At 69.3% G+C, this 23,455-nt stretch carries 12 protein-coding genes; 8 read left to right on the forward strand and 4 right to left on the reverse strand.

Annotated elements, in window-relative coordinates; translation table 11 throughout:
* The first annotated feature begins 103 nt into the window (after nt 1–103).
* From IFT72_RS12460 to IFT72_RS12495, 8 genes are all read left to right on the forward strand, one after another.
* Entirely contained in the window at nt 104–1,087 is a 984-nt protein-coding gene (locus IFT72_RS12460) for an ABC transporter substrate-binding protein (protein WP_056052154.1), read from the forward strand.
* 117 nt (nt 1,088–1,204) lie between these two features.
* A complete protein-coding gene (locus IFT72_RS12465) occupies nt 1,205–2,779 on the forward strand; it encodes a sugar ABC transporter ATP-binding protein (RefSeq protein ID WP_056052157.1) in 1,575 nt (524 codons plus the stop codon).
* Complete coding sequence (locus IFT72_RS12470; protein WP_056052162.1) at nt 2,776–3,867, forward strand: ABC transporter permease; 1,092 nt, start codon at nt 2,776–2,778, stop codon at nt 3,865–3,867. Before IFT72_RS12465 ends, IFT72_RS12470 begins: the two co-directional genes overlap by 4 nt.
* Entirely contained in the window at nt 3,864–4,922 is a 1,059-nt protein-coding gene (locus IFT72_RS12475; protein WP_082514155.1) for an ABC transporter permease, read from the forward strand. Before IFT72_RS12470 ends, IFT72_RS12475 begins: the two co-directional genes overlap by 4 nt.
* 348 nt (nt 4,923–5,270) lie before the next feature.
* A complete protein-coding gene (locus IFT72_RS12480) occupies nt 5,271–8,594 on the forward strand; it encodes a family 43 glycosylhydrolase (RefSeq protein WP_192046633.1) in 3,324 nt (1,107 codons plus the stop codon).
* 547 nt (nt 8,595–9,141) lie between these two features.
* Nucleotides 9,142–12,087 carry an immunoglobulin-like domain-containing protein gene (locus tag IFT72_RS12485; RefSeq protein WP_192046634.1) on the forward strand — a complete coding sequence of 982 codons (2,946 nt, stop codon included), beginning with the start codon at nt 9,142–9,144 and terminating at the stop codon, nt 12,085–12,087.
* Nucleotides 12,088–12,218: 131 nt separating this feature from the next.
* Entirely contained in the window at nt 12,219–15,788 is a 3,570-nt protein-coding gene (locus IFT72_RS12490) for a family 43 glycosylhydrolase (RefSeq protein WP_192046635.1), read from the forward strand.
* A 281-nt stretch (nt 15,789–16,069) separates the two neighbouring features.
* Entirely contained in the window at nt 16,070–17,515 is a 1,446-nt protein-coding gene (locus tag IFT72_RS12495; protein ID WP_192046636.1) for a glycoside hydrolase family 43 protein, read from the forward strand.
* 83 nt (nt 17,516–17,598) lie between these two features.
* On the opposite strand, the gene IFT72_RS12500 is transcribed toward IFT72_RS12495, so the two are convergent.
* The 4 genes from IFT72_RS12500 to IFT72_RS12515 form a co-directional block, all read right to left on the reverse strand.
* On the reverse strand, nt 17,599–18,558 hold the full coding sequence (locus tag IFT72_RS12500) for a WxL protein peptidoglycan domain-containing protein (protein ID WP_056052183.1): 960 nt from the start codon (nt 18,556–18,558) through the stop codon (nt 17,599–17,601).
* Nucleotides 18,559–18,818: 260 nt separating this feature from the next.
* Complete coding sequence (locus IFT72_RS12505; protein ID WP_056052186.1) at nt 18,819–19,445, reverse strand: hypothetical protein; 627 nt, start codon at nt 19,443–19,445, stop codon at nt 18,819–18,821.
* A gap of 81 nt (nt 19,446–19,526) precedes the next feature.
* Entirely contained in the window at nt 19,527–21,752 is a 2,226-nt protein-coding gene (locus IFT72_RS12510; RefSeq protein WP_192046637.1) for a family 43 glycosylhydrolase, read from the reverse strand.
* A gap of 126 nt (nt 21,753–21,878) precedes the next feature.
* Nucleotides 21,879–23,423 carry a sugar ABC transporter ATP-binding protein gene (locus IFT72_RS12515; RefSeq protein WP_371741290.1) on the reverse strand — a complete coding sequence of 515 codons (1,545 nt, stop codon included), beginning with the start codon at nt 23,421–23,423 and terminating at the stop codon, nt 21,879–21,881.
* Between the last annotated feature and the right edge of the window lie 32 nt (nt 23,424–23,455).

The following is a 23,455-nucleotide window of genomic DNA, read 5'->3' on the forward strand; positions in this document are numbered from 1 at the left end:
GGTAACATTCCCGACAAGCGGAAGCACCCGAGCCCACGCAGCACGACCGGCCCCCATGGCCACGACGGTACGCAGACGTCCCGTCATCTCAAGGAGGAGATCCATGTCCACGAAGAGGCGCATCGCCACCATCGCCGCCGCAGGGGCCATCGCCCTCAGCCTCGCGGCCTGCAGCTCCGGCACCGGCTCGACCGACGGCGGTGACGATCTGGCCACCATCGGCTTCGTCGCGGTCGGCCCCGAGGGCGCCTGGCGTCAGGCCAACGAATCGAACATCCAGGACACGTTCACGAAGGAGGCCGGGTTCGACCTCAAGTACGCCCCCGCCACCAACAATGACCAGAAGTCGCAGATCGACGCCTTCACGTCGTTCGTGGACGAGGGCGTCGACGTGATCCTGCTCTCGGCCACCGAGGGCTCCGGCTGGGAGGACTCGCTCGAGCGGGCGAAGGAGGCCGAGATCCCCGTGGTCCTCATCGACCGTGGCATCGAGCCGGACGACACCTCGCTCTACGCGACCCGGATCGCCCCCGACAACATCGCCGTCAGCGAGTCGGTCGCCGACTGGGCCAAGACCGCGTTCCCCGAGGGCGGCAAGTACTTCACGCTCGAGGGCCCTGCCGGCGTCTCGGTCGTGAACGAGCGCAACGAGGGCTGGGACGACGTGATCGGTTCCGACAGCTCCTTCACGAAGATCGGTGCGCAGACCGCCAACTGGTCGACGGAGGAGGCCAAGAGCGTCTTCGAGACCGTGCTGAAGTCGAACGGCAACGACGTGCAGCTCGTCTTCGCACAGAACGACGAGATGGGCCTCGGCGCCGTCCAGGCCGTCGAGGAAGCGGGCCTCACTCCCGGTGTCGACGTGAAGATCGCCACGATCGACGGCACGAAGAGCGCGCTCGAGGCGCTGTCCGCCGGCAAGCTCAGCTTCGTCGCCGAGTACAACCCGCTGTTCGGCGACACGGCCCTGGAGGCCGTGCAGAAGCTGCTCGACGGTGACAGCGTCGAGTCGTCGATCGTCGTCCAGTCGGCCACGTTCGACTCGCCCGAGGCGGCCACCACGGCGCTGCCCGACCGGAAGTTCTGACCAGCCCGCACGGCCACACCCGGCGGCGAGGCGGACCTGACCGCCTCGCCGCCACCCGCCTCTCCCGCCCCTGCCACGGCAGCGGACGGGAGAGGCGGCAGACAAGGAGCACACGCCATGCAGGCATCCAGTCCGATCGTGGAGATGCAAGCCATCACCATCGCCTTCCCCGGGGTCAAGGCCCTCGACGGGGTCGACCTCCGTCTCTTCCCCGGCGAGGTCCACACGCTCATGGGCGAGAACGGCGCCGGGAAGTCGACGCTCATCAAGGCGCTCACGGGCGTCTACGGCATCGACTCCGGCCGTGTCGTGGTCGACGGAGTCGAACGTCGTCTCTCCGGCACCGCCGACGCGCAGGCCGCCGGGATCTCCACGGTCTACCAAGAGGTCAACCTCTGCAGCAACCTCACGATCGGCGAGAACGTCATGCTCGGCCACGAGCGGCGCGGCCGGTTCGGGATCGACTGGAAGGGGACGCACGCCGCCGCCTCCGAGGTCCTCGCCCGTGTGGGACTGGGTCACCTCGACCCGCGCACCCCGCTCTCCTCCCTCAGCCTCGCTCTGCAGCAGCTCGTCGCGATCAGTCGTGCCACGGTCGTCGACGCCAAGGTGCTGATCCTCGACGAACCGACCTCCAGCCTCGACGCTGACGAGGTCGAGGGGCTCTTCCGAGTGATGCGACGGCTCCGCGACGAGGGAGTCGCCATCCTCTTCGTCTCCCACTTCCTCGACCAGGTCTTCGCGATCAGCGATCGCCTCACCGTGCTCCGGAACGGCAAGCTCGTCGGGGAGCACCTCACCCGGGACATCGACCGGGCCGGGCTCATCGCCGAGATGATCGGGAAGGACCTCCAGAGCCTCCGCTCCCTCGACCGGGAGCGGGCCAGTCGACAGGTGGCCGAGGGCGAGCCCGTCTACCGAGCCACCGGGATCGGCCGGAAGGGCTCGCTCGACGCGACCGACGTGGCTCTCCGTCGAGGCGAGGTCGTGGGCCTCGCGGGGCTCCTCGGCTCCGGCCGCACCGAGCTCGCGCGCCTCCTCTACGGGGTCGATCGACCAGACACGGGGACCGTGACCATGGACGGCGTCCCCGTCGCCATCTCCTCTCCCGCGAAGGCGCTCAAGCACCGCATCGCGTTCTCCAGTGAGAACCGCCGTGACGAGGGGATCATCCGCGACCTGAGCGTCCGCGAGAACCTCGTGCTCGCCGTCCAGGCGAAGCGCGGCTGGGCCCGCCCGCTCTCCGCGAAGGAGAAGGACCGAATCGTGAACAAGTACCTCACCGAGCTCAACGTCCGTCCGGCGGATCCCGACAGGCCGATCCGCAACCTGTCCGGTGGCAACCAGCAGAAGGTGCTGCTCGGGCGGTGGCTCGCGACCGAGCCTGAGCTGCTGATCCTCGACGAGCCCACCCGCGGCATCGACGTGGGCGCCAAGGCCGAGATCCAGGAGCAGGTCGCGGCCCTGGCCGACACCGGCGTCGCCGTCGTGTTCATCTCCTCGGAGCTCGAGGAGGTCGTCAGGCTCAGCGACCGGATCGTCGTCCTCAAGGACCACCGCAAGATCGCCGAGCTCGAGGCGGGACCAGACGTGTCTGCTGAGTCCATCGTCGCCGCCATCGCCGAGGAGGGCGTCTCCGAGACGCCCCTCGCGACCGTCACCCGCACCACGCCCGAGGAGGCAACCCGATGAGTGACCCGACCACCACCGTGACCAGGCGCCCGGGCGCGCACGGCCTCGGAGACCTGCTCCACCGACCCTGGGTCTGGGGGACGGTCGCGATCGTCCTCCTGCTCGCGATCAACGTGGTGAAGGACCCCGGCTACCTCGCGCTGTCGGTCAACCCCACCACGGGCAACCTCGTCGGCAACCTCATCGACATCCTCCGTGCAGCGGCTCCCGTGCTCATGATCGCGGTCGGCATGTGCCTCGTCGTCGCCACCGGCGGCATCGACCTCAGCGTCGGCTCGATCATGGTGGTCGCGGGTGCCGTCTCCATGGAGTTCCTGAAGGCAGCAGGCTCCGACTCCCTCGGAGTCGCGCTCGCCGCCATGGGCCTGGCGCTCCTGATCGCCGGCGTCCTCGGGGCGGTCAACGGCATGCTCGTCTCGGTCGTGGGGCTGCAGCCGTTCATCAGCACACTCGTGATCATGCTCGCAGGCCGTGGCCTCGCGAAGGTCATCACGGGCGGCCAGAACACGGCCGCCACCAACGAGCCGTTCCGATGGGTCGCCAACGGCTACCTCGTGGGGCTGCCGGTCGTGTTCCTGCTCGCGGTCGTCATCACGATCGGCGTGGCTGCGCTCGTGCGGCGCAGTGCGCTGGGGCTCATGATCGAGGCGATCGGCATGGACCCGAAGGCCGCGCGCCTCGCGGGGCTCGACCGCCGCGCGCTCCTGTTCACCGCGTACATCGGCAGTGGCCTGCTCGCCGGCGTCGCGGGGATCTTCGCCACGTCGAGCGTCATGACGGTCGACGTCTCCCGCACGGGCTACCAGCTGGAGCTCGACGCCATCCTGGCCGTCGTGATCGGCGGCACGTCGCTGGCAGGCGGCAAGTTCCATCTGCTCGGAGCGGCCGTCGGGGCGTTGCTGATCGCCACCCTCGACAAGACCGTCGTGTTCCTCGGCGTCTCGTCGTCGGCCACGCCTGCCTTCAAGGCGATCGTGATCGTCGCGATCGTTCTCCTGCAGTCCCGGCGCGTTCGCGCCCTGTTCACGAGGCGCCGACGTCCGGTGCCCACACCCGTGCCCACCGAGAAGGAGGCCGTGTCCGCATGAGCGCCACAACGATCCGCCCGCCCCTCACCCCGACGCCGGCACCTGGTCCCGGCCGAGGGCCCCTCGAACCGCGGCGCCGCATGCGACTCCGTCTCGACTCCCTGCCGACCGTCGCCGCCCTGGTCATCCTGGTCGCGATGCTGGCCTACGGGGAAGTCGCGTACGGCCGCATCCTGCAGGCCGCGACCCTCTCGAACCTGCTCATCAACAACGCACACGTCATCGTCCTCGCCGTGGGGCTCACGTTCGTGATCCTCACGGGCGGCATCGACCTCTCGGTCGGCGCGATCGTCGCCGTCAGCAGCGTCGCCGGCGTCCTGCTCGCCAACGCGGGCTGGAACCCGTGGGCAGTGATGGTCCTCATGATCCTCATCGGCACCGCGTCAGGCGTCGTCTCCGGCGTGTTGATCCAGTTCTTCGACGTGCAGCCGTTCATCGCGACGCTCGCGATGATGTTCCTCGGCAGAGGTCTGGCCTCCATCCTCAGCACGGTGCCCGAACGTCTCGGCGACGAGTCGCCGATCCGCTCGCTCGCCACGAACATGAAGGTGATCGACGGCCCGAAGGTGAACGACGTCGTCACGACGCCGGGCGTCCTCATCGCCCTGGTGGTCGTGGCCGTCGCGTTCTTCGTCCTGCACCGCACACGCCTCGGCCGCACCGTGTACGCGATCGGTGGATCCGAGCAGTCGGCCGCCCTCATGGGGCTCCCCGTCCGCCGCACCAAGCTCGCGGTCTACGTCATCAGCGGCTCGCTCGCCGGGCTCGCTTCGGTCATCTACACGGCCCGACTCGGGAGCGCTCAGAACATCACGGGCATCGGCTGGGAGCTCGACTCGATCGCCGCGACGGTGATCGGCGGCACCCTCCTCACCGGAGGCGTCGGCTTCGTGCTCGGATCCGTCGTGGGTGCGCTCGTGCTCGGACTCATGAACGTCCTCATCACGCGAGACGGAGGCATCCCGCCCGAGGCGACCACCATCATCACCGGTGGGATCCTGCTGGTCTTCGTGCTCCTGCAGCGCGCCGTGATGGCGAGACGGAGACAGACCTGAGCGACTCCTGAGGCGCGCATCGTCCGCGTGCTCCCCAAGAACGGCTGCGCTGCACATGGATCAGGTTCGGGGTGCAGCGCAGTCTCACTCCCGGCGAACGGCTGCTCTGCACACCACATGAGTGTGCAGTGCAGCCGTTCGCCATGACCGGCGCAGCCCGGCAGGCACCTGCTGTCGGGCGCTCTCGACTTCACGAGAACACGCCTTGTTACCGTGAACAATCTGCATTAGGTTCAGCGTGTCGACGCGGATGTCTCGTCCCGCAGGTCGGCTGGTGTGGCGCACTCGCGCTGACGCTCCCGCTCCGCCCGCACTGGATTCAGAGACGAATCCTGAGAGGAACCGTCGATGTCGACGTCCCCCCGCCCAGCCCGCTCCGTGTCGAAGGTCCCGCATGTGCCCGTCACGGTCACCGCCGCCGTCGCGACCGCCGCCCTGCTGATGGCCTGCGCAGTTCCCGCGGCGTCGGCAGCGGACGCGACCGCGTCCCCGGAGCAGAGCCTCCTCGCCGACTTCACCTTCGACGCGGCTCCGGCCGACGGTGCGTTCGTCGACCGCACGACCCGTGCAGCCGTCCAGGGCTCCACCGACCTGGTGGCTGGCAGATCAGGGCAGGGGACGGCCGCGCGGCTCTCCGCTACGTCGTGGATGGACCTGACCGCCACTGACGGGAAGCCACTCCTCGCGGGCCTGCCGAGCGTCACGATCTCCTACGACAGCAAGCCTGACTCGTCAGCGAACGCTGGCTGGACGGTCTTCGCCGCTCGGTCCGCCGCTCGCCAGGAGTACGCCCAGGAGCACTATCTCGGAGTGCTCGACCGGACCTCCGGCATCACCGTCGAGCGTTACGACAACGCCACCGCACGCAACTCCGCCGGCAACCTGGCGGCGACCACGCCGAACCCGGAGTGGAAGCACGTCGACCTGGTCGTCACCGACACGACGACGCGGCTCTTCGTCGACAAGGAGCCCGTCGCCGTGAACGGTTCCGGGATCCCTCTGAGCCAGATCCTCGGATCATCCGGCGGAGTCCTGCAGGTGGGCAAGGCGAACTGGGGCTCAGGCGAGTACTTCTCCGGCCTCATCGACAACCTGCGCATCTACGACCGGGCGCTGTCCGGGGCGGAACTCGGTGCAGAGGTCGCCGCCTTGCCGTCCGACGTGGGTGCCGCCCTGGCAGTCCCTGCCACGGTGCTCGGAGATCTGCCGTCGCAGGTCCTCGGCAAGCAGGTCACGTGGACAGCCACCGGCGCCGGAGCGAGCAGAGTGCGGCCGAACGGGACCATCGACACCGCAGGTCTCGGCTCGGCAGCGGTGGCCGTGACGCTCACGGCCGCCGTCGAGGGCACCGCCCAGACCTTCCGCTGGGACAGCCGCATCGCGTCTCCCGGTGGGCGCATCGCCACCTACGTCAAGACGGTGACGACCACCGGGGGGACGAAGGACGATCCCTTGGCCTACGACGACGACCGTCGTGCCGACGCGGTGTACGCCGCGGCTCTGCCGACCGGCAGCAGCAGCTGGGAGCCGTTGAACCGCTCACAGGCGATCTTGTACGTGGGCAACGACGGCGACCAGGCTTCCAGGCCGAGCGCCCAGGTGGGGTCACCGAGCCTCTTCCGCCTCGCCGACGGTGCTCTCGGGGCCGTGTCCTCCCAGAACAACGCGACCGATTCCGTCTACGTGTGGAACTCGCCTGACGGCCGCACGTTCGCCCAGCAGCGGTCCGTGAAGATCGCTCCCGGATCTGTCGTGACCGACCCTCGCATCGTGTTCGACCCTGCCGCCCAGAAGTACAAGGTGTTCTGGACGGACCTGCTCACCGGCAGAGGTCGAGTGACGATCCTCGCAGATCTGACCACCAGCACCCCGCTCGGCGTCACGTCCGAAGCGGACGTCCGAGTGCTCGGCGTACAGGGGGCAGGGCTCCCGTCGTGGGCCGCACAGAGCCAGGCGAGCGACGACCTGCTGTCCACGACGGAGTTCGACGCCTTCTACGAGAACTACGTCGACCTCCAGAACACGGGCGTCGAGACAATGGACGCCTCCGTCGCCCAGGGCGCCGGCGCCGAGGGCGTCGCTGCCGCGTTGCCGAAGCAGGCGGCCTTGACCTACAACGACGGCTCGAGGAAGAGCCTCAACGTGGACTGGCAGGACGACCTCACCGGCGTGGACACCACCAAGCCGGGCAGCTACCAGGTCTCGGGGACGCTCCAGCAGGACCCCGAGGAGATGGTCAGCGACGCGCGCGCCGATCCGTACGTGTTCCACAATCCTGACGACGGCTACTACTACCTCACCGGGTCGCACTACGGACAGTCCTCCCTGGGGCCGATCGAGGAGAGCTCGAGCTACCGCAAGATCGGCCTCAAGCGAGCGACGACGCTCGCGGGGCTGCGGGACGCCCCGGAGCAGATCGTCATCGACCCCGACGAGGGCACGCCCGGCAAGGAAGCGCAGTACCCGAACACCTTCTACGGCTGGGGCGGCTACATCTGGGCGCAGGAGTTCCACAAGATCAACGGCACGTGGTGGATCGTCGCAGGCATGAACAAGGGCTACGCGCCCGTCGGCGGGTGGTGCGACAACACCGTCCTGATCCCGTACACGGGCACGGACGCCTCCATCGCGGCGGGCGGGTTCCTGGACCAGACGAAGTGGGGCGAGCCCGTCGTCCTCGACGGCGCCGCATTCGATGTCAGCTACTTCGAGCGCACGGAGGCAGGCAAGCAGCAGGGCTACTGGATCATGCCCGCCGGCGGCCAGATCCTCGTGGGGAAGGCCGTGGCGGGGCCGAAGGGCACCGTCCCGCTCGTCGACGGCGAGCTCCGGCGCGTCTACGGCGAGTCCCAGCCGTGGGAGATCGGCAAGCGGTCTCCGACGCCCAGTGACACGTCCGAGGGAAGCGACCAGGGGGTCGTCGAGGCCCCGTTCATGGTGCAGCAAGGAGATGCCATCTCGATCACCTACTCCGGCGGCACGGTCGACAAGTACTACAGCTTGGGCCTCCTGACGACGACTGCCGACGCAGATCTCCAAGACCCGGCGAGCTGGAGGCAGACCAGCTTCCCCGTGCTGGACACCAACGACACCTCGACGGGCCGTCTCGGGGCGGACGAGACCCGCTACTACACGAGGCAGCAGGCCGGTACGGGGCACAACTCGTTCGCGAAGGACGAATCGGGCAATCTCGTCCTCGCGTACCATGCCCGTCCATACGAAGATCCTCACCTGGCGACGGACCCGCAGAACGCCGGCGGCCTCTTCGACTCCGACCGGAACACCTGGTTCAAGGGCGTCAACGTCCGCGCCAACGGCACCCTGGACCTGTCGTTGACGAAGGACCAGGAGGTGGCTCCGAGCAATCGGACCGTCACGGCCACGGTGGTCGTCCGCGCCGCGGCCTCGGCCGTGACCTCCACGGCCACGACGAGGTGCATCGCGGGGAAGGCCGTCGTCACGATCGTGACCAAGAACCAAGCAGCGGCCACGGTCGTCACCTGGGCGACCCCCTGGGGCGAGCGGACGCAGAGCGTCGGCGCGCAGAAGACAGCCTCACTCGCGATCACGACGCGGGCGGCCGCGATCACTGCGGGGACACTCGTCGGGACGGCGGTCACCGGAGGCGCGAGCACACCGGTCACTGTGGCCTACCCCGCAGCTCGCTGCTGACAGGCCTCGAGAGTGCGGGGTCGGCTTGCTGGTCGGCCCCGTTCTCCCGCCATCTGGTCACGCCTCCCTTCGTGATCGTCGACATGGTGACCGGCAGGGCCCAGAATGTGGGCATTGGCTGTTGTTCACGGTAACAAAAACGGATACAGTGATCGATCAGAGGCCGCGCAGGACACGATCCAGCCGACTCGCCCCGATCTATCGGCTCGAAGAAGAGCCTGAGAGGAACGTCGATGACGACGTCGCCAACCCTTCCCCCGACGAGGCCGCCAGGCCTGGTCCGCAGGTCCTCGTTGCTGCCTGCCAGCATCTGCCGGTCTGCATCCCGCTGACGAGTCCACGGGCTGACCCTTCGCTATCCCCGCCCCCAGCGGGGCTGCTCAGCGCTCAGCCCGAACCGAACGAGCAGCGCGCGCTTCCTCACCGTCCTGCATCGCTGGCCGCCGCGCCCTCCCCACCGCCGCTCCGCTCCTGCTCGCCCTGCGCGAGAAGCAGACGGCCACCTGGCATTCCCTCCCCGCCCGCCCCACCATGCGAAGGACTCCTCATGTCACGATCTCTCCCGCACGAGCGCACCAGGCGCTCACGCCTTCCTCGCGCAGGCCTCGCGCTGACGCTCGCCGCCGTGTCGCTGAGCGGAGCACTGGCCCCGATCGGGGTCGCCGGAGCGGCGGAGAGCGTCCCGGCGCCCGTCTTGCAGTACTCCTTCGACGCCATCGGCTCGACCCTCGCCAACGGTGCCGTCATCGCGGACGCAGCGGTGGGCAACCACCCCGGGACGCTGGTCAACGCCGGCGCGACGAGCGTCGCCGGTGCCTCCGGCGCCTCCGGCGACCGCGCGCTCTCGCTCCCGGGCGGGTCGAGCACGTCCGCTGCCCCGCACGTCCGGATCGCGCCCGGCCTCATCCCGGCCGGCGCCCAGGACGTCACCATGTCCGCCTGGCTGCGCTGGAGCGGCGCTCCGGACTGCACCTGGCCCTTCACCCTCGGCTCCAGTGTCGACTCCCACGTCCTCGCGACCACCAAGTGCGGTCCGGCCGGCTTCGGCGCGGTCAAGAACGGCTCCGAGGTGAGGGGCGCAGGGAACACTGCCGTCGCCGCGGACCGCTGGGTGCACATGGCGGTCGTGGTCAAGGGCGGCCAGTCCGTCTCGACCTACTTCGACGGCGCTCTCGTGGGCCAGGGCAACACCTCCTCCACCGCCGCGTCCGCGATCGGCACCTCCACCTTCTCGGGCTTCCTCGGCAAGTCGTTCTACGGCGCGGACGCCTACTGGGCCGGTGCCATCGACGACATGCAGGTCTGGACCTCCGCGCTGACCGCAGGCCAGGTGCAGCAGAGCGCTGCCAGCGTGCACGCCGTGCTCGCGAACCAGGACGCCACCGTCTCGCTCGGGGACACCTCCGCCGTCACCTCCGACCTCACCCTCCCCACGTCCGGCGCCGCTGGCTCCGTGGTCACCTGGGCGTCGAGCGCCCCGGGCACGGTCAGCCCCACCGGCGCCGTGACCCGACCTGCCTCGGGCAACCCGGACGCGACCGTGACGTTGACCCCCACGGCCGTCCACGGCGGCATCTCCGCCGTCGGCCGTCCGATCACCGTCACCGTTCCCGCCTACGCCGCGGGCGAGACCGCCGAGTCCGAGCTCGCCCGGGCCGTGGCGGACGCCATCAGCGCAGATCCCGCACTCGCCGGCCCCGTGCGCGGCAGCCTGGACCTGCCCTCGACCGGAGCTGACGTCGCAGCCACGGCCTCGCGGCCCGGCAGCTCGGGCGCGGCCGTCAGCTGGACCTCGTCGAACGAGGCGGTCATCACCTCCGGCGACAAGGGAACGGCGCCCGACCTGGTCGCCAAGGGATCGCTCACGCGTCCCTCCGCCGACACGACCGTCACCCTCACCGCCACGGTGACCGTGCCGGGAGCCTCGCCCGTCGTGCGGACGCTCACGCGCACCGTGCTGGCCGCGGCCCCCGTCGCCGCGAGCGACCTCGACGCCTACTTGTTCGCCTACTTCACCGGTGACAGCGTCGAGGGCGAGAAGATCCGCTTCGCCACCTCGGACGGCAACGACTCGCTGCAGTGGAAGAACCTGAACGACGCGCAGCCGATCCTCACCTCGACCCTGGGCACGAAGGGTCTGCGCGACCCGTTCATCTTCCGCTCGAAGGAGGGCGACAGGTTCTTCCTGATGGCCACCGACCTCTCCGTCGGCACCACCGGCTTCGGCGGATCGACCAACCGCGGCAGCCGCCACCTCGAGATCTGGGAGTCCACCGACCTCGTCAACTGGGGCCAGCAGCGCCACGTCGAGGTCAACCTGCCCAACGCGGGCATGACCTGGGCGCCGGAAGCCACCTACGACCCCACCATCGACGCCTACGTCGTCTACTGGACCTCGGCTCTCTTCACGGACAGCACGCGGGACGTAGAGGACGGCAACGGACCGCAGATCCTCACCTCCACCACCCGCGACTTCCGTGACTTCACGACTCCGGAGGTGTGGTTCAAGGCCGCCGACGTTCCCTCGCTCAACAAGGGCAACGGGCTGATCGACGCCACGATGCTCAAGGACGGCGACACCTACTACCGCTTCACGAAGGCGACCCAGACCACCGGCTGCCCCTCGCCCGACATCATCGGACAGAAGTCCACCGACCTGCGTGCCACCACGGCCTCCGGCGCGTGGAGCCTCATCGACACCTGCATCGGGCGCGACGCCGGAACGCCCGAGGTCGAGGGTCCGGAGATCTTCAAGACCAACGAGGGCGACCGGGCGGGGTTCAAGTACTTCCTCTGGACCGACAACTACGGCGGACGCGGCTACATCCCGCTGGGCACCGACTCGCTCGAGGGCGACATCCGGTGGACGATCCCCAGCAGCTTCTCGCTGCCGGCCTCGCCCCGTCACGGGTCCGTCGTCTCGATCACCGCCAAGGAGCGCGACGCGCTCGCCGCCAAGTGGAACCCGTCGCTCCTGGTCACCTCCGTGGACCCGGTGGCACGGACGGTGCAGGCCGGATCGAGCGCAGTGTCGCTCCCCGCGACGGTGGCGGCGTCCTTCAAGGACGGCCACCGGGAGACCGTGGCCGTGACCTGGGAGACCGCGGACCTCAGCTCGCTGAAGAAGGCCGGCGACACCGTCCAGGTGCGTGGACAGCTCGCCAACTCGGCAGCGACCCCCGCGGTCGCGACGATCACGGCGACGGCGCCTCCTGGACCGGCCGTCCAGGCGTCGGCCTCCAGCCGCTGCGTCGCCGGCAAGGTCACGGTGATGGGGACCGGCACCAACGCCAGCGACTCGACCGTCGGGCTGACGATGTCCTCGCCGTGGGGGAGCAGGACGTTCACAGGCGTAGCCCCCGGGAAGACCGTCTCCGCGGCGTTCAGCAGCCGCTCTGCCTCCATCGCGGCAGGTGAGCTCAGCGTCACGTCCAAGGCCGCGTCCGGTTCCCGGACGGTGACGGCGCCCTACGCGGCGATCGTCTGCCGCTAGCACGGGATCCGAGAGAGCAGCCGCTCTCTCGGATCTCCTGCACTCGGGAGCCTGAGGTTCCCGCCCAGCGGGGAGCGCGGACCGAACGGCCCGCGCTCCCCGGATGCACCTCTCACGGAAGTTGACGAACGATGCTGTTCCGACGCACTACGGCCCTGATGGTGGCCGCGACCTTGACGGCGGGGAGCGCTGCGCTCAGCGGCGCACCCGCGCAGGCCGCCGTACCCGGCCCGATCCTCTCCTACGACTTCGCCTCGACGAGCGCCGCGGGCGCCCCCGTCACCGCGGGGACGGCCTTCACCGACTCGGTCGGGAACCGATCCGCCACGGTGCGCGGGAGCGGCGCCACGACGGTCGTGGGTCCGCGAGGCGGGAACGATCGCGCCCTCGGTCTACCCGGAGGCGTCGCCGGGAGCTCTGCTGCATTCGCCGAGATCGCGCCTGGACTGACCTCGACGTCGACCGCCGACCTCACCGTGTCAGCCTGGCTGCGATGGGACGGCGGCCAGAGCTGCAGCTGGGCGTACGCCCTCGGGCAGTCGACCGAGCGGTACCTCTTCGCCACCCCGCAGTGCGGCGGGAACCTCATCGGCGCGGTGAAGGACGGCTCTGAGCAGCGCGCAGCGGACACCGGCCCCGCGGCGTCCGACCGTTGGAGCCACGTCGCCGTCGTGCTCCGCAGCGGAGTCAGCGTGTCGACCTACGTGGACGGTCGGCTCGCGCAGACGACCCCGACCTCCGCGACCGGCGCGGCGACCGTCGGCACCTCGACCGCCTCCGGACTGCTGGGCAAGTCGCTCTACGGCCCTGACCCCCTCTTCGCGGGCGCGATGGACGACGTGCACGTGTACTCCAGTGCCCTGTCGCAGGAGCAGGTGCGTGAGGACGCGGCTCCCGCCGCCTCCGTCGTCGCGGGCTCCGATGCCGCTGCGGCGACGTTCTCGGTCACCCAGCCCGTCACCGGCGACATCGCCCTCCCGACCCGCGGCGCGGGCGGCTCCCTCCTGACCTGGTCGAGCAGCGACCCGTCGGTCATCGGTGCCGACGGGACCGTGCGCCGACCGGCACCCGGAACAGCGAACGCCGTGGTCACCCTCACGCCGAGCGCGACCTTCGCGGGATCCGCCGCGACCGGCACCGCGCGCTCCGTGACCGTCGTGGCCGACACCGAGGCCGACGCGACAGGACGCCTGCGCACCGCCCTGGTCGTTCCCCCCACCGTCGCGTCCGGCACCACGTTGCCCACGATCGCCGGGTACACCGTGTCGTGGAGCGCCGACGGCAGCGGCCTGTCAGGGGGACGCCTCGTCAACGACACGGCATCCGACCAGGCGATCTCGCTCACCGCCTCCGTGGCGGTCGGCAGCACCACGCTGACGAAGACCTTCCGCACCACCGTCCTCAGCGCCACCTCAGGGAAGACCGTCGTCGCCTACACGCGGACGCCCACCGGCGAGCTGAAGGCCAACCAGGACACGGTCGCCCGCAGCGTGCACCTGGCTCTCGGGTCGTCCGTCGACACATCGGCACCCCTCGCCGGCAACGGGGGCGTCCTCTTCGCCGAGGGCGTCTTCGTCGGGACCGACAAGGTGGACAACCGTGCCGTCGCGGCTCCGTCGCTCTTCACCTTCGCCGACGGGACCGTCGGCGTGCTCGCCACCCGTGTCCGCGAGGGAGGCGGACCTGACGGCACCGAGACCTCCAGCGCTCTGGTCTTCAAGGCCACCGACGCCACCGCGACCGACTTCACCGAGCTCGGCCTCATCGATCTCGGCACCACCGGAGGCGTCGCCTCGCCCCGCGCTGTCTACGACAGCGACCAGGAGCGTTACCTGGTCTCGTGGACGGATGCAGCGGGAGCAGCGAAGTACACGACCGTCACGGATCTGGCCCGCACGGAGCTCCGGACGCAGGCCTTCTGGCCGAAGGACGGCGGCCGCCGGAGCGTCGTCGTGACCGACGGGAACCGCGGACCGGTCCTCGGCGGGAGCCCCGCGACCGTGGCGACCGCCGACCTGTCCGCATTCGCCGGGCGTGTCGCCGACGCGGTCCCGGGCGGTGCGCTGGCTGTCTCCGCCTCGACCGCCGACGCGCTGACGAAGGCCTTCGGCCGCACGGTCAACACCGGATCGTCCGTCGCGCCACAGACGATCGAGCAAGGGGACGTGACCGCCCTCACGGAGGCGAAGGCCCGCCTGTCGTACGCCGACGGCTCGACCGGCAGCCTCGGCGTCGACTGGGACCCGCAGCAGCTCGCGGACATCGGCACGAAGGGCCCGGGGACGTACGACCTCTCGGGCACCGTCCGCCAGCGACAGTACGACGAGCCGTTCGCCTACAACCGCGCCGACCCGACCATCTACCGGTACGAGCGCGACGGGAAGACGCAGTACCTCTTCACGGCTACCGACGACACGGGCAACGACAACATCGCCTCCGAGCACCTCCCCATCCGCGTGGCCGACAGCATCGACCAGCTCAGCGACGACGACGGCGGGCGTGCCAGGGAGGTCGACCTGCTCAACCGCAGGACGCGGATGGACCGCACCGCCGAGGGGAAGGTGATCGCGGGCTGCTACTGGGCCCCCGAGATCCACGAGATCGGCGGCAAGCTGTCGATCCTGTTCGCCCCGTGCTTCAACCCGGGGAACGACCAGTCGAACCAGGACGCCGCGTGGTACACGGTGCAGGCCCACATCATGCAGCTGCGCGACGGGGGAGACCCTGCGGACCCGGCTGACTGGTCGGCGCCCCGCGCAGTCCTGAGGAGCGACTCGAGCGCCCTCGGACGAGCCGGCACGGGGCGCAACATCAGCCTGGACATGACCTATCTCGAGTCCGGCGGGACCGCCTACTACGCCTGGTCGCAGCGCTACGTCGACGGAGGCGCCAGCGACCCCGCGACCTGGATCGCGAAGGTCGATCCGAGCGATCCGACTCGCGTCATCGGCGAGCCGACACCGATCATCGTCCCGTCGCTCTCGTTCGAGGACCATCTGTCTGAAGGGGCGTTCGCGATCCAGCGTGACGGCAAGATCACGCTCGTCTACTCCAGCAGCGGCGTCAGCCCGAAGTACATCGTCGGCGGTGCCTGGGCGAAGGAGGGCAGCGACCTGACCGACATCGCCAGCTGGACCAAGTACGACGCTCCGCTCTTGAAGAGCGTCCCCATGCCGGACGGAGTCGTCGACTACCGCGCGTACGAGCAAGGACCCGGCCACGGGTCCGTCACACGCGACGAGGACGGCAACGACGTGTTCGTGTACCACACGTGGGGCAACGGGGTCGGGGGGGACGGCAGGGACACGCGGCTCGTCCGCATCCACTACGCCGCCGACGGCCGCCCTGTGCTCGACGTGACGCGCGACGAGGAGGTGGCGCCCGCCAACCGTGCGGTGACGACCACGGTGACCGTCCTGTCGCGACCCTCCGTGAGCGCCGTCGTGACGACGCGGTGCATCAGCGGCAAGGTCGTCATCACCACCGTGGTGAAGAACACGGGCACCTCGGCCATCGACGTCGCCACCGCGACTTCCTTCGGGTCGAAGACCGTGAAGGGAGTCGCTCCGGGAGCGTCGGGCGCGACTGCCACGACGACGCGGGCAGCGTCCATCACGTCGGGATCGGTCGCGATCACCGCGACGTCCACCACGGGCACCTCGCGGGAGAGCGTGGCGTACGCGTCGCGCAGCTGCGGATGAGCGGGGAGAGCGCAGGCGGGCCGATCGGCGGTCGTCTGTCGCGTCTGAGGGGAGACCTCGACAGGGACCTCGTCGACGGGAGCTCCGGGTCCGACGACGACGTCCTGGTCATCAACGGCAATGCCTTCACGATCACCTAGAAGTCGGCCTCGGCGCGATGCACGCCGCCGCCGTGACTCACCCGCTCACGTCTAAGGAGGCATTCTCAGCACATTCCCCACGGCGACGTCAGACGTCCCCACCCCCGATAGACCCCACTGAACCACCCTAGAAAGCGAACCATGTCAACAAGATCGAACTCCATCGCCGGCCCCGGCCGCAGCTCGTGGCGGCGCCGTCTCGGGACCATCGCCGCATCCGCCGCCCTGATCGGCGCGTTCATCGTGGCGTCGCCGCAGACAGCCCCCGCTGAAGCAGCGACAGCCAACAGCGCCTACGTCATGGCGTACTTCAGAGAGAGCCCCAACGGGTCCGGCAACTCCAACAACGTGCACCTCGCCGTGAGCAAGGACGCGCTCGAATGGACGGCCCTCAACGACAACGCCCCGATCCTCGTCCCGACGCTCGGCACGAAGGGGATCCGCGACCCGTTCCTCTTCCGACTGCAGGACGGCAGCTGGGTGATGACGGCGACGGACCTCAAGAACGAGAACTTCGGGGCAGCCAACCCCTCGATCCACATCTGGACCTCGCCCGACCTGGTCAACTGGTCGAGCGACCGGCTGCTCAACATCAACAGCGCGAACCCCAACTCGTTCACGTGGGCACCTGCGATCTTCTGGGACCCGGCACGAGCGCAGTACGGCATCACGTTCAGCGCGAGTCCTACGGGCGGCCCCTTCGGCACGATCCTCGTCGTCTACACATCCGACTTCGTCACGACGACGGCGCCCGTGACGTTCTTCGACAACAACGGCCAGGGCGGTGTCATCGACTCCGACGTGCAGACCGACATCAACGGAGTGAACTACCTCTACTACCGTTCCCCTGCGCCCAACCAGACCGGCCTCATGGGCGCCCGCTCGTCGTCCCTCACGCCGGGCTCGTTCACCCCCTACACGACCGGCCTGTACCAGGGTGGCTGCGTCGAGGCGCCCACCGTCGTTCGATCTCTGTCAGACCCCAACTCCTGGTGGCTCTGGGGTGACAACTACTGCCCCAACAACAAGTTCAACGTCTGGCAGGGAAGCGTCACGACTGGCTCGTGGACGCCGCTCAGCCAGCGGAACTTCACGGCGCCCATCGGCTCCAAGCACAACAGCATCCAACCCATCACGTCGACCGAGTACAACGGCTTGACCACGAAGTACGGGCAGAGCAGCTCGACCCGCCTCAAGTCGTCGAACTTCCCCGACCGCTACGTCCGCCACCAAGGCGGGGCTGCGCGCATCGATGCGTTCCCCTTCGACCCCCAGCAGGACTCGCAGTGGAAGATCGTTCCCGGTCTGGCCGATCCGAGCGCTGTCTCCTTCGAGTCGGTCAATTTCCCCGGACAGTACCTTCGGCACTCGAACTTCTCGGTCGTCCTGAACGCCAACGACGGCAGCGCCGGCTTCGCGGCTGACGCGACGTTCAAGAAGGTCGCGGGACTCTCCGACCCTTCCTGGTCCTCGTTCCAGAGCTACAACTACCCCACCAGGTACCTGCGGCACAGGGACTTCTCGTTGCGGATCGACCCGCTGTCCAGTTCCGAGTACGCAGACGCCACCTTCCGGCTCGTCCCCTGAGCCCTCCCGGACTCTGAGCCACACGCGAAAGCCGCCCCGAGGGGCGGCTTTCGTCGTTCGCGTTCATCGAGGCGCCGAGCGGCTCAGCGATCGTCCGCGTTCGCGGTCACTCCCTCTGCACGACCGGGATGCGCGCCCTCCCGGCGGCCTTCCTCCTTGGCCTGCCGCACGAGCGCGGCGACACGGCTGCGCGAGCGTGAGCGACCCGCGAGGAGAGCCGAGAGGACGAGTGCCGTTCCGAGCACCACGAGCAGTTGTGACCACGGAACTGCGGCCGCCGTCGCCGTAGCGGTGACCGGCTCCAGATCGACGGCCTCCCCTCCGTCCGGTGAAACCACCGTGGGGGCGACCTGCAGTTCGGCGCTCGCGACGATGAGGGGCCAGACGCTCCTGAGCGGGATCGACACCGCCCTGCGGTCGCCCGGCAGCAGTTCCTGTCGCGCGGCGTCGTCGGCGACGATCGGCGCGGAAGATCCCTGTGCGCGGACGGTCCCGTCGAGGACGAGGCGGACGTTGCCGGTGTTGACGATGTCGGCCTCGACGGTCAGCGACCCGGCGGCGAAGGGGTTCCACGACATCTGGTAGTCGACCCGCATGCCGTCGACGGCGACAGCCGGAACGACGTCGCCGGTCACCCTGGTCATCACGCGGAAGCCGATGCGGCTCTCGACCCCGACGGACGCGCCTCCGGCGCCGGCGCCGACCGAGACCAGGGACGCCGCTATGCCGGCTGCGTGGTCTCCGGGCTCGGCATCCGAGGGCACCGAGACCGTGAACGGGACGATGCCCGTCGCTCCGGGCTCGACGGTGACCGTCTCGGGAGCGGAGATCCACGTGCCGGCGTCCGTCGACGGCCTGTCCGAGGGGAGCATGGAGAAGCGGCCCGCGTCCGTGAAGTAGCCGTCTGCCGCGTCGATGCGGAACGTCACGGTCTCGTCGCTGAGATTGCGGACGGCAGCTTCGTCGGAGGCGGTGGCACCGGGGCCGAGGTCGAGCTCGACCCAGGACCGCTCGTCCGGAGCACCGTCCGTGGCGGGGCTCACCGCCCACGTCACGCCTTGGGGGGCTGACGCGGCTGACGCGGCCGGAGCGGCCGCCGCGACGAACCCCCCGGTGACGAGACCGACGAGAACGAACCCGGAGAGCGCGTGGAGGCGCGTCGCCGGACGGCGCCCGCCGGACGAGGATCGGCGTGGACCGGTCATGGAAACCTCTTGATCTTGAGTAGGACGCACGAAGCGGCCGGGCACGAGGTGCCCGGCCGCTCACGGCTGACGGGGGACGAGGGCGTGCCTCGTGGAAGTTACTCGAACAGGGAGAGCGTGATCGTGGAGCTGTAGTCGCCGGCGTCGACGGTCGTCGGCGTCTTCAGGGTGAGCGCCGCGTCGGCGGTCCACGACCCCTCGCTCGCTATGCCGGCGGAGTCGTCGGTGATCGCGAGGAGCTCCTGGTCGACGAGGCCGACACCGTCGGGCCCACCATCGATGGCGGTGTCGACGACGTCGCCCTCGGCGACGAGGCCACTATCGCCCCCGTCGATGAGGTTCGGAGCCCAGCCGAGGTTCTCGGCGCCGATCGTGCTCAGGCCGTCCGAGGAGACGAAGTCGGTCGCGGTCCCCAGGACGTACCAGCCAGCGTCCGCGGGGATGTCGGCGGGATCGCGGGTGTCGGTCACGGTGACGGTGGGCAGGGTCCCGGTGAACTGGCGGATCACGCCGGTCGAGCCGTTCTCGGCCAGGGCGGTCGAGGTGCCCGCCACGGACATCGCCAGAGCGCCTCCTCCGCTGAGGGGTGCGATCTGGACGGTGACGTCCACGTCGTCGGTGCCGATCTCAGGTTCTGCGGCGGCCGCCGTGCCGGCGACGCCGAGGAGGAGCATGCCTCCGGTCAGGCCGACGGCTCCGCGGGCGAGGAGGGAGCGGGTGTTCATCTCGGGTGTCTCCGTTCTGCGTGGGCAGCATCGCCGACGCGGTGGGGTGGTGAGGGTGGGACAGGGGACAGGGGACAGGGGTCAGCGGCAGCCAGCAGAGGGATAGGGGGCGACAGCGCTGGTCGTCGCGGGCTCGCCCGAGACGAAAGCCGTGGCGGTCACGCTCACCTGTCCGCCGGCGACGCTCGCGTCGCGGGTGGTGAACGCGTGCGTGGCGCTCTTCCCGGCACCGATCTCGTCGATCGTCTTGACGCCGTAGGCCGAGGTGATGACGACCTTGATCGCGAAGGTGTTCGGGTTGGTGACGGCCACCGAGAGGAAGACCTTGCCCTGTACGCAGCGCGTCCTGCTCGAGGCGGCGACGGTGACCGCGGGCACGGCCACGTCGGCGATCTCCTGAGCGCTGGCGCCCTCGAGTGTCGGTCGCACCTTCTCCATGAGGCCGGTCGTCGGAGAGAACGTGACCCGGTCGATCGTCGTCTCACGGTGCGTGCCGTCGCCGCCGGAGAAGGCGAAGCGGTGGTAGGCGATGTACCAGTCGTCGGTGCCCGGCACGTTGATGACCGAGTTGTGGCCCGTGGCGAGGATGCCCAGGGCAGGATCCTTCTCGAGGACCACACCTCGGTAGGTCCAGGGGCCGTCGATGCTCGTCGCGGTGGCGTACCCGACCCTGTAGTTCTCGGACCCCGTGTCGTCTATGGAGTACGTCAGGTGGTACAGCCCGTTGCGCACGTTGACGAAGGCGCCCTCACGGAAGTCGGTCAGGCCGTCACTCCGCTTGATGGTGTCCACCTTGATCGAGAGCATGTCGTCGGCGAGTTCGGCGTAGACGGGAGCTCCGTTGCCCCAGAAGAGGTAGCTCTTGCCCGTCGCCGGGTCGGTGAACGCGGCTGGATCGATGGCCTGCCCGGAGTTCACGGCCTCGCCGTTCGTGATCATGGCCGTCGGCTGCGCGGCGAAGGGGCCTGTCGGGCTGTCGCCGACGGCGACTCCGATCGTCTTGCGGTCCAGCGCGGCGTTGTGGCCGGAGAAGTAGAAGTAATACTTGCCGTTCTTCTCCGAGATCGTCGGTGCCCAGGCGTTGCCGGCCGCCCAGGGGACGTTCCCGTTCGCACCGTCGAGGGTCAGGATCGGTCGGTCCGAGCGGGTCCAGTCCACGAGGTCCTTCGACGACCACACCCAGAACTGGTTGCCGCCCCAGCCGGGGACGCCGTCGGTCGTGGCGTAGACGTAGTAGGTGTCTCCGAAGGCGGCGATGTTGGGGTCGGCGTAGAGCCCGGGGATGGAGGGGCTCCCCATCGAGATCGCCTTCAGCGTCCAGGTGGTCGTCGAACTGCCGTCGAGCGGCGTCAGCACCACCCGCTGAGGTGTGGACAGATCGCGCACGGTCCCGGAGGCGGGGCTGGCGACGACGCCGGCCGCGGTCGTGTAGGTGGGAGCGAGGGAGGTCAGCGCGACACCGGGCTTCGCCGGCAAGGTGACGACTCGGTTGACCGAGTCGATGATCGGCGCGGTCTTGAGGACGTCTCCGCCGATCGTCACGTCGGACAGGGTCGTCGTGTTCCCGGAGGCGGAGAGCACCTCGGCCGGGCTCAGTGCTCGGTCGTAGATCGCGAATTCTCGGATCTGGCCTCGGAAGCGATCGTCAGCGTCGTAGTTCGAACGGCCGATGTAGTTGGCCGTCGTCCTGCCGGCTCCGATGTCCTTCGGATCGATGGTCACGGTCGAGCTGCCCACCTCCACCCCGTCGAGGTAGAGGGTGGCGGTCGTTCCGGCGAGCGTGTACGTGAGGTGCGCCCAGGTGCCGCGCGGCACTGCTGCACTCTGCGACACCGTCTGCTCCGTGGTCCAGTTGCCGGTGGTCAGGCTGGTGCGGTAGTCGTCTCCGGAGGTGAAGAGGTATCCGTCGCCTGCTCCGGCCGTCGTGTTGCCCAGCCCGTAGAGGAAGTAGGGGGAAGCCTGGGCGGGGTCGATCCAGACGTCGGCCTCGACAGTGATGTCGGTGACATCGGCGAGCAGGTCGTCCGGGAGCCTGACGAAGTCGTCGACGCCGTCGAGCTGCAGAGCACCGTCGTTCCACGTACCGCCTGCGACGAGCTCCCCGTCCCGACCATGTCCAGAGCTGTCGAGGACAGATGTGCCGGCATCGGCGTCGAAGGCATATCGAAGGATCTCACCCGATGCACCGACAGCATCTGCCGGGGCGTCACCCTGGGCTGTAGCGGCGGACGCTGACGACGTCGCCAACACGGGAGCCATGAGGGCCACGGTCGTCGCGAGGACGAGCGGTCGCAGGAAGGGCTTCATCACACGTGCTCCTAGTTCGGCGTCATTGCTGAGGAGGGCTGAGGCTGTCAGTGATGTTCACGGTAACACCCAAACGGGGGTCAGCGCGAGCGAACTGGCCCACTCGGTCTGCCCGTCGCTTCCCCCTCAGCGGTCGGCTGCGATCATCTCGACGATCGTGTCGACCGTCAGCCACGGGCCGTTGCTGACCTCGCCGATCTTCTCGCGGTCCTTGAACACGACGATGCGATCGCTGAGGCGAACGACTTCGTCGAGGTCGGACGAGATGTAGACGATGGCGACGCCGTCCGTCGCGAGCTTCACGACATGGGCCTGGATGTCGACTTTCGAGGCCACGTCGATCCCCTTGGTCGGCTCGTCGAGCACGAGGAGCCGAGGCATGGTCGCCAGGCACCGTGCCAGCACGACCTTCTGCTGGTTGCCGCCGGAGAGGTACTTGGCCAGGAGGTCGGGATCCGCCGGCGATATGTCGAGCGAGTCGACGTAGGCACGGACGAGGCCGTCGGTCTCGGCGGCCGAGAGGGGTCGAGACCAACCGCGAAGCGCCTGGATGCCGAGCACGATGTTCTCGCGGACCGACAGCTCGCCGATGATGCCGTCCTCGTGGCGGTTCTCGCTCGCGTGCGCGATCCGATTCCGCATGCCCGAGCGGGGTTCGGCAACTTGCGTGGGCTCACCGTCGATCAGGACGCGTCCGCGATCGAAGCGATCGGCGCCGCTGAGCAGGGAGGCCATCTCCGTGCGACCGGAGCCTCGCAGCCCGGCGAAGCCGACGATCTCGCCACGATGCAGCTCCAAGTCGGTCGGTGCGACCGCTCCTCGACGGCCGAGGCCGAGGGCCTGGTACATCGGCGGGCCGACGGGCTGCCGGCGATGCTGGCGGCGGTCTGCGCCGATCCGCCGTAGCGCCTCGATGTCCTCGCCGAGCATCGAGGCGATCAGCTCGGCCCGGTCCATGGAGTGCGCGGGGTATTCGCCGACCGTGCTGCCGTCGCGCAGCACGGTGATCCGGTCGCTCAGGGCCAAGACCTGTTCCAGGAAGTGCGAGACGAACAGTATCGCCACACCGCTGTCGCGCAGGCGTCTCAGGACTGCGAAGAGCCGGACGACGTCGTCGAGGTGGAGACTCGAGGTCGGTTCGTCGAGCACGAGGACGCGGGGGCGGTCGATCATCGCCCGACCGATGGCGACGAGCTGGCGGAGCGCCGGCGACAGCGAGCGCACGGATGCTCGCGGATCGAGGGCTCCCATTCCGAGCTCTCCCAGCACCTCGGCTGCTCGCTGGTGGGTACGCGACCAGGAGATGCCGAAGCGGCCACGGACCTCGTGCCCGAGCATCATGTTCTCGCCGATGCTCAGGTTGTCCGTGAGCCACTCATCCTGGAACACCGCCGAGATGCCGGCCGATCGTGCGTCCGCCGGCCCCGAGAAGCGGCGCTCGACGCCGTCCACCGTGACCGTTCCGGCGTCGGGACGATGAACGCCTGTGAGGGTCTTGATCAGCGTCGACTTGCCAGCGCCGTTCTGCCCCATCAGCCCGTGGATCTCTCCCGGGGCCAGACACAGACGTGCGCCGGTGAGAGCCGGGCCCGAGGTGAAGACGACGTCGATCCCGACCATCTCCACCGTCGGGTGGGGAGAACCAGGAGCCGCCGTCGACTGCAGATCCACGTGCCGCCCTCGGATCGTGTGCGGCACGGCAT

It is taken from the genome of Frigoribacterium sp. CFBP 8754 (genome assembly GCF_014841815.1).
Lineage (GTDB): Bacteria > Actinomycetota > Actinomycetes > Actinomycetales > Microbacteriaceae > Frigoribacterium > Frigoribacterium endophyticum.

What these genes read in the sequence shown, in the direction of transcription:
- IFT72_RS12475 (WP_082514155.1), top strand. Translation starts at nt 3,864, where the DNA reads ATGAGCGCCACAACGATCCGCCCGCCCCTCACCCCGACGCCGGCACCT.
- IFT72_RS12480 (WP_192046633.1), top strand. Translation starts at nt 5,271, where the DNA reads ATGTCGACGTCCCCCCGCCCAGCCCGCTCCGTGTCGAAGGTCCCGCAT.
- IFT72_RS12495 (WP_192046636.1), top strand. Translation starts at nt 16,070, where the DNA reads ATGTCAACAAGATCGAACTCCATCGCCGGCCCCGGCCGCAGCTCGTGG.
- IFT72_RS12465 (WP_056052157.1), top strand. Translation starts at nt 1,205, where the DNA reads ATGCAGGCATCCAGTCCGATCGTGGAGATGCAAGCCATCACCATCGCC.
- IFT72_RS12490 (WP_192046635.1), top strand. Translation starts at nt 12,219, where the DNA reads ATGCTGTTCCGACGCACTACGGCCCTGATGGTGGCCGCGACCTTGACG.
- IFT72_RS12470 (WP_056052162.1), top strand. Translation starts at nt 2,776, where the DNA reads ATGAGTGACCCGACCACCACCGTGACCAGGCGCCCGGGCGCGCACGGC.
- IFT72_RS12485 (WP_192046634.1), top strand. Translation starts at nt 9,142, where the DNA reads ATGTCACGATCTCTCCCGCACGAGCGCACCAGGCGCTCACGCCTTCCT.
- IFT72_RS12505 (WP_056052186.1), bottom strand. Translation starts at nt 19,445, where the DNA reads ATGAACACCCGCTCCCTCCTCGCCCGCGGAGCCGTCGGCCTGACCGGA.
- IFT72_RS12510 (WP_192046637.1), bottom strand. Translation starts at nt 21,752, where the DNA reads ATGAAGCCCTTCCTGCGACCGCTCGTCCTCGCGACGACCGTGGCCCTC.
- IFT72_RS12460 (WP_056052154.1), top strand. Translation starts at nt 104, where the DNA reads ATGTCCACGAAGAGGCGCATCGCCACCATCGCCGCCGCAGGGGCCATC.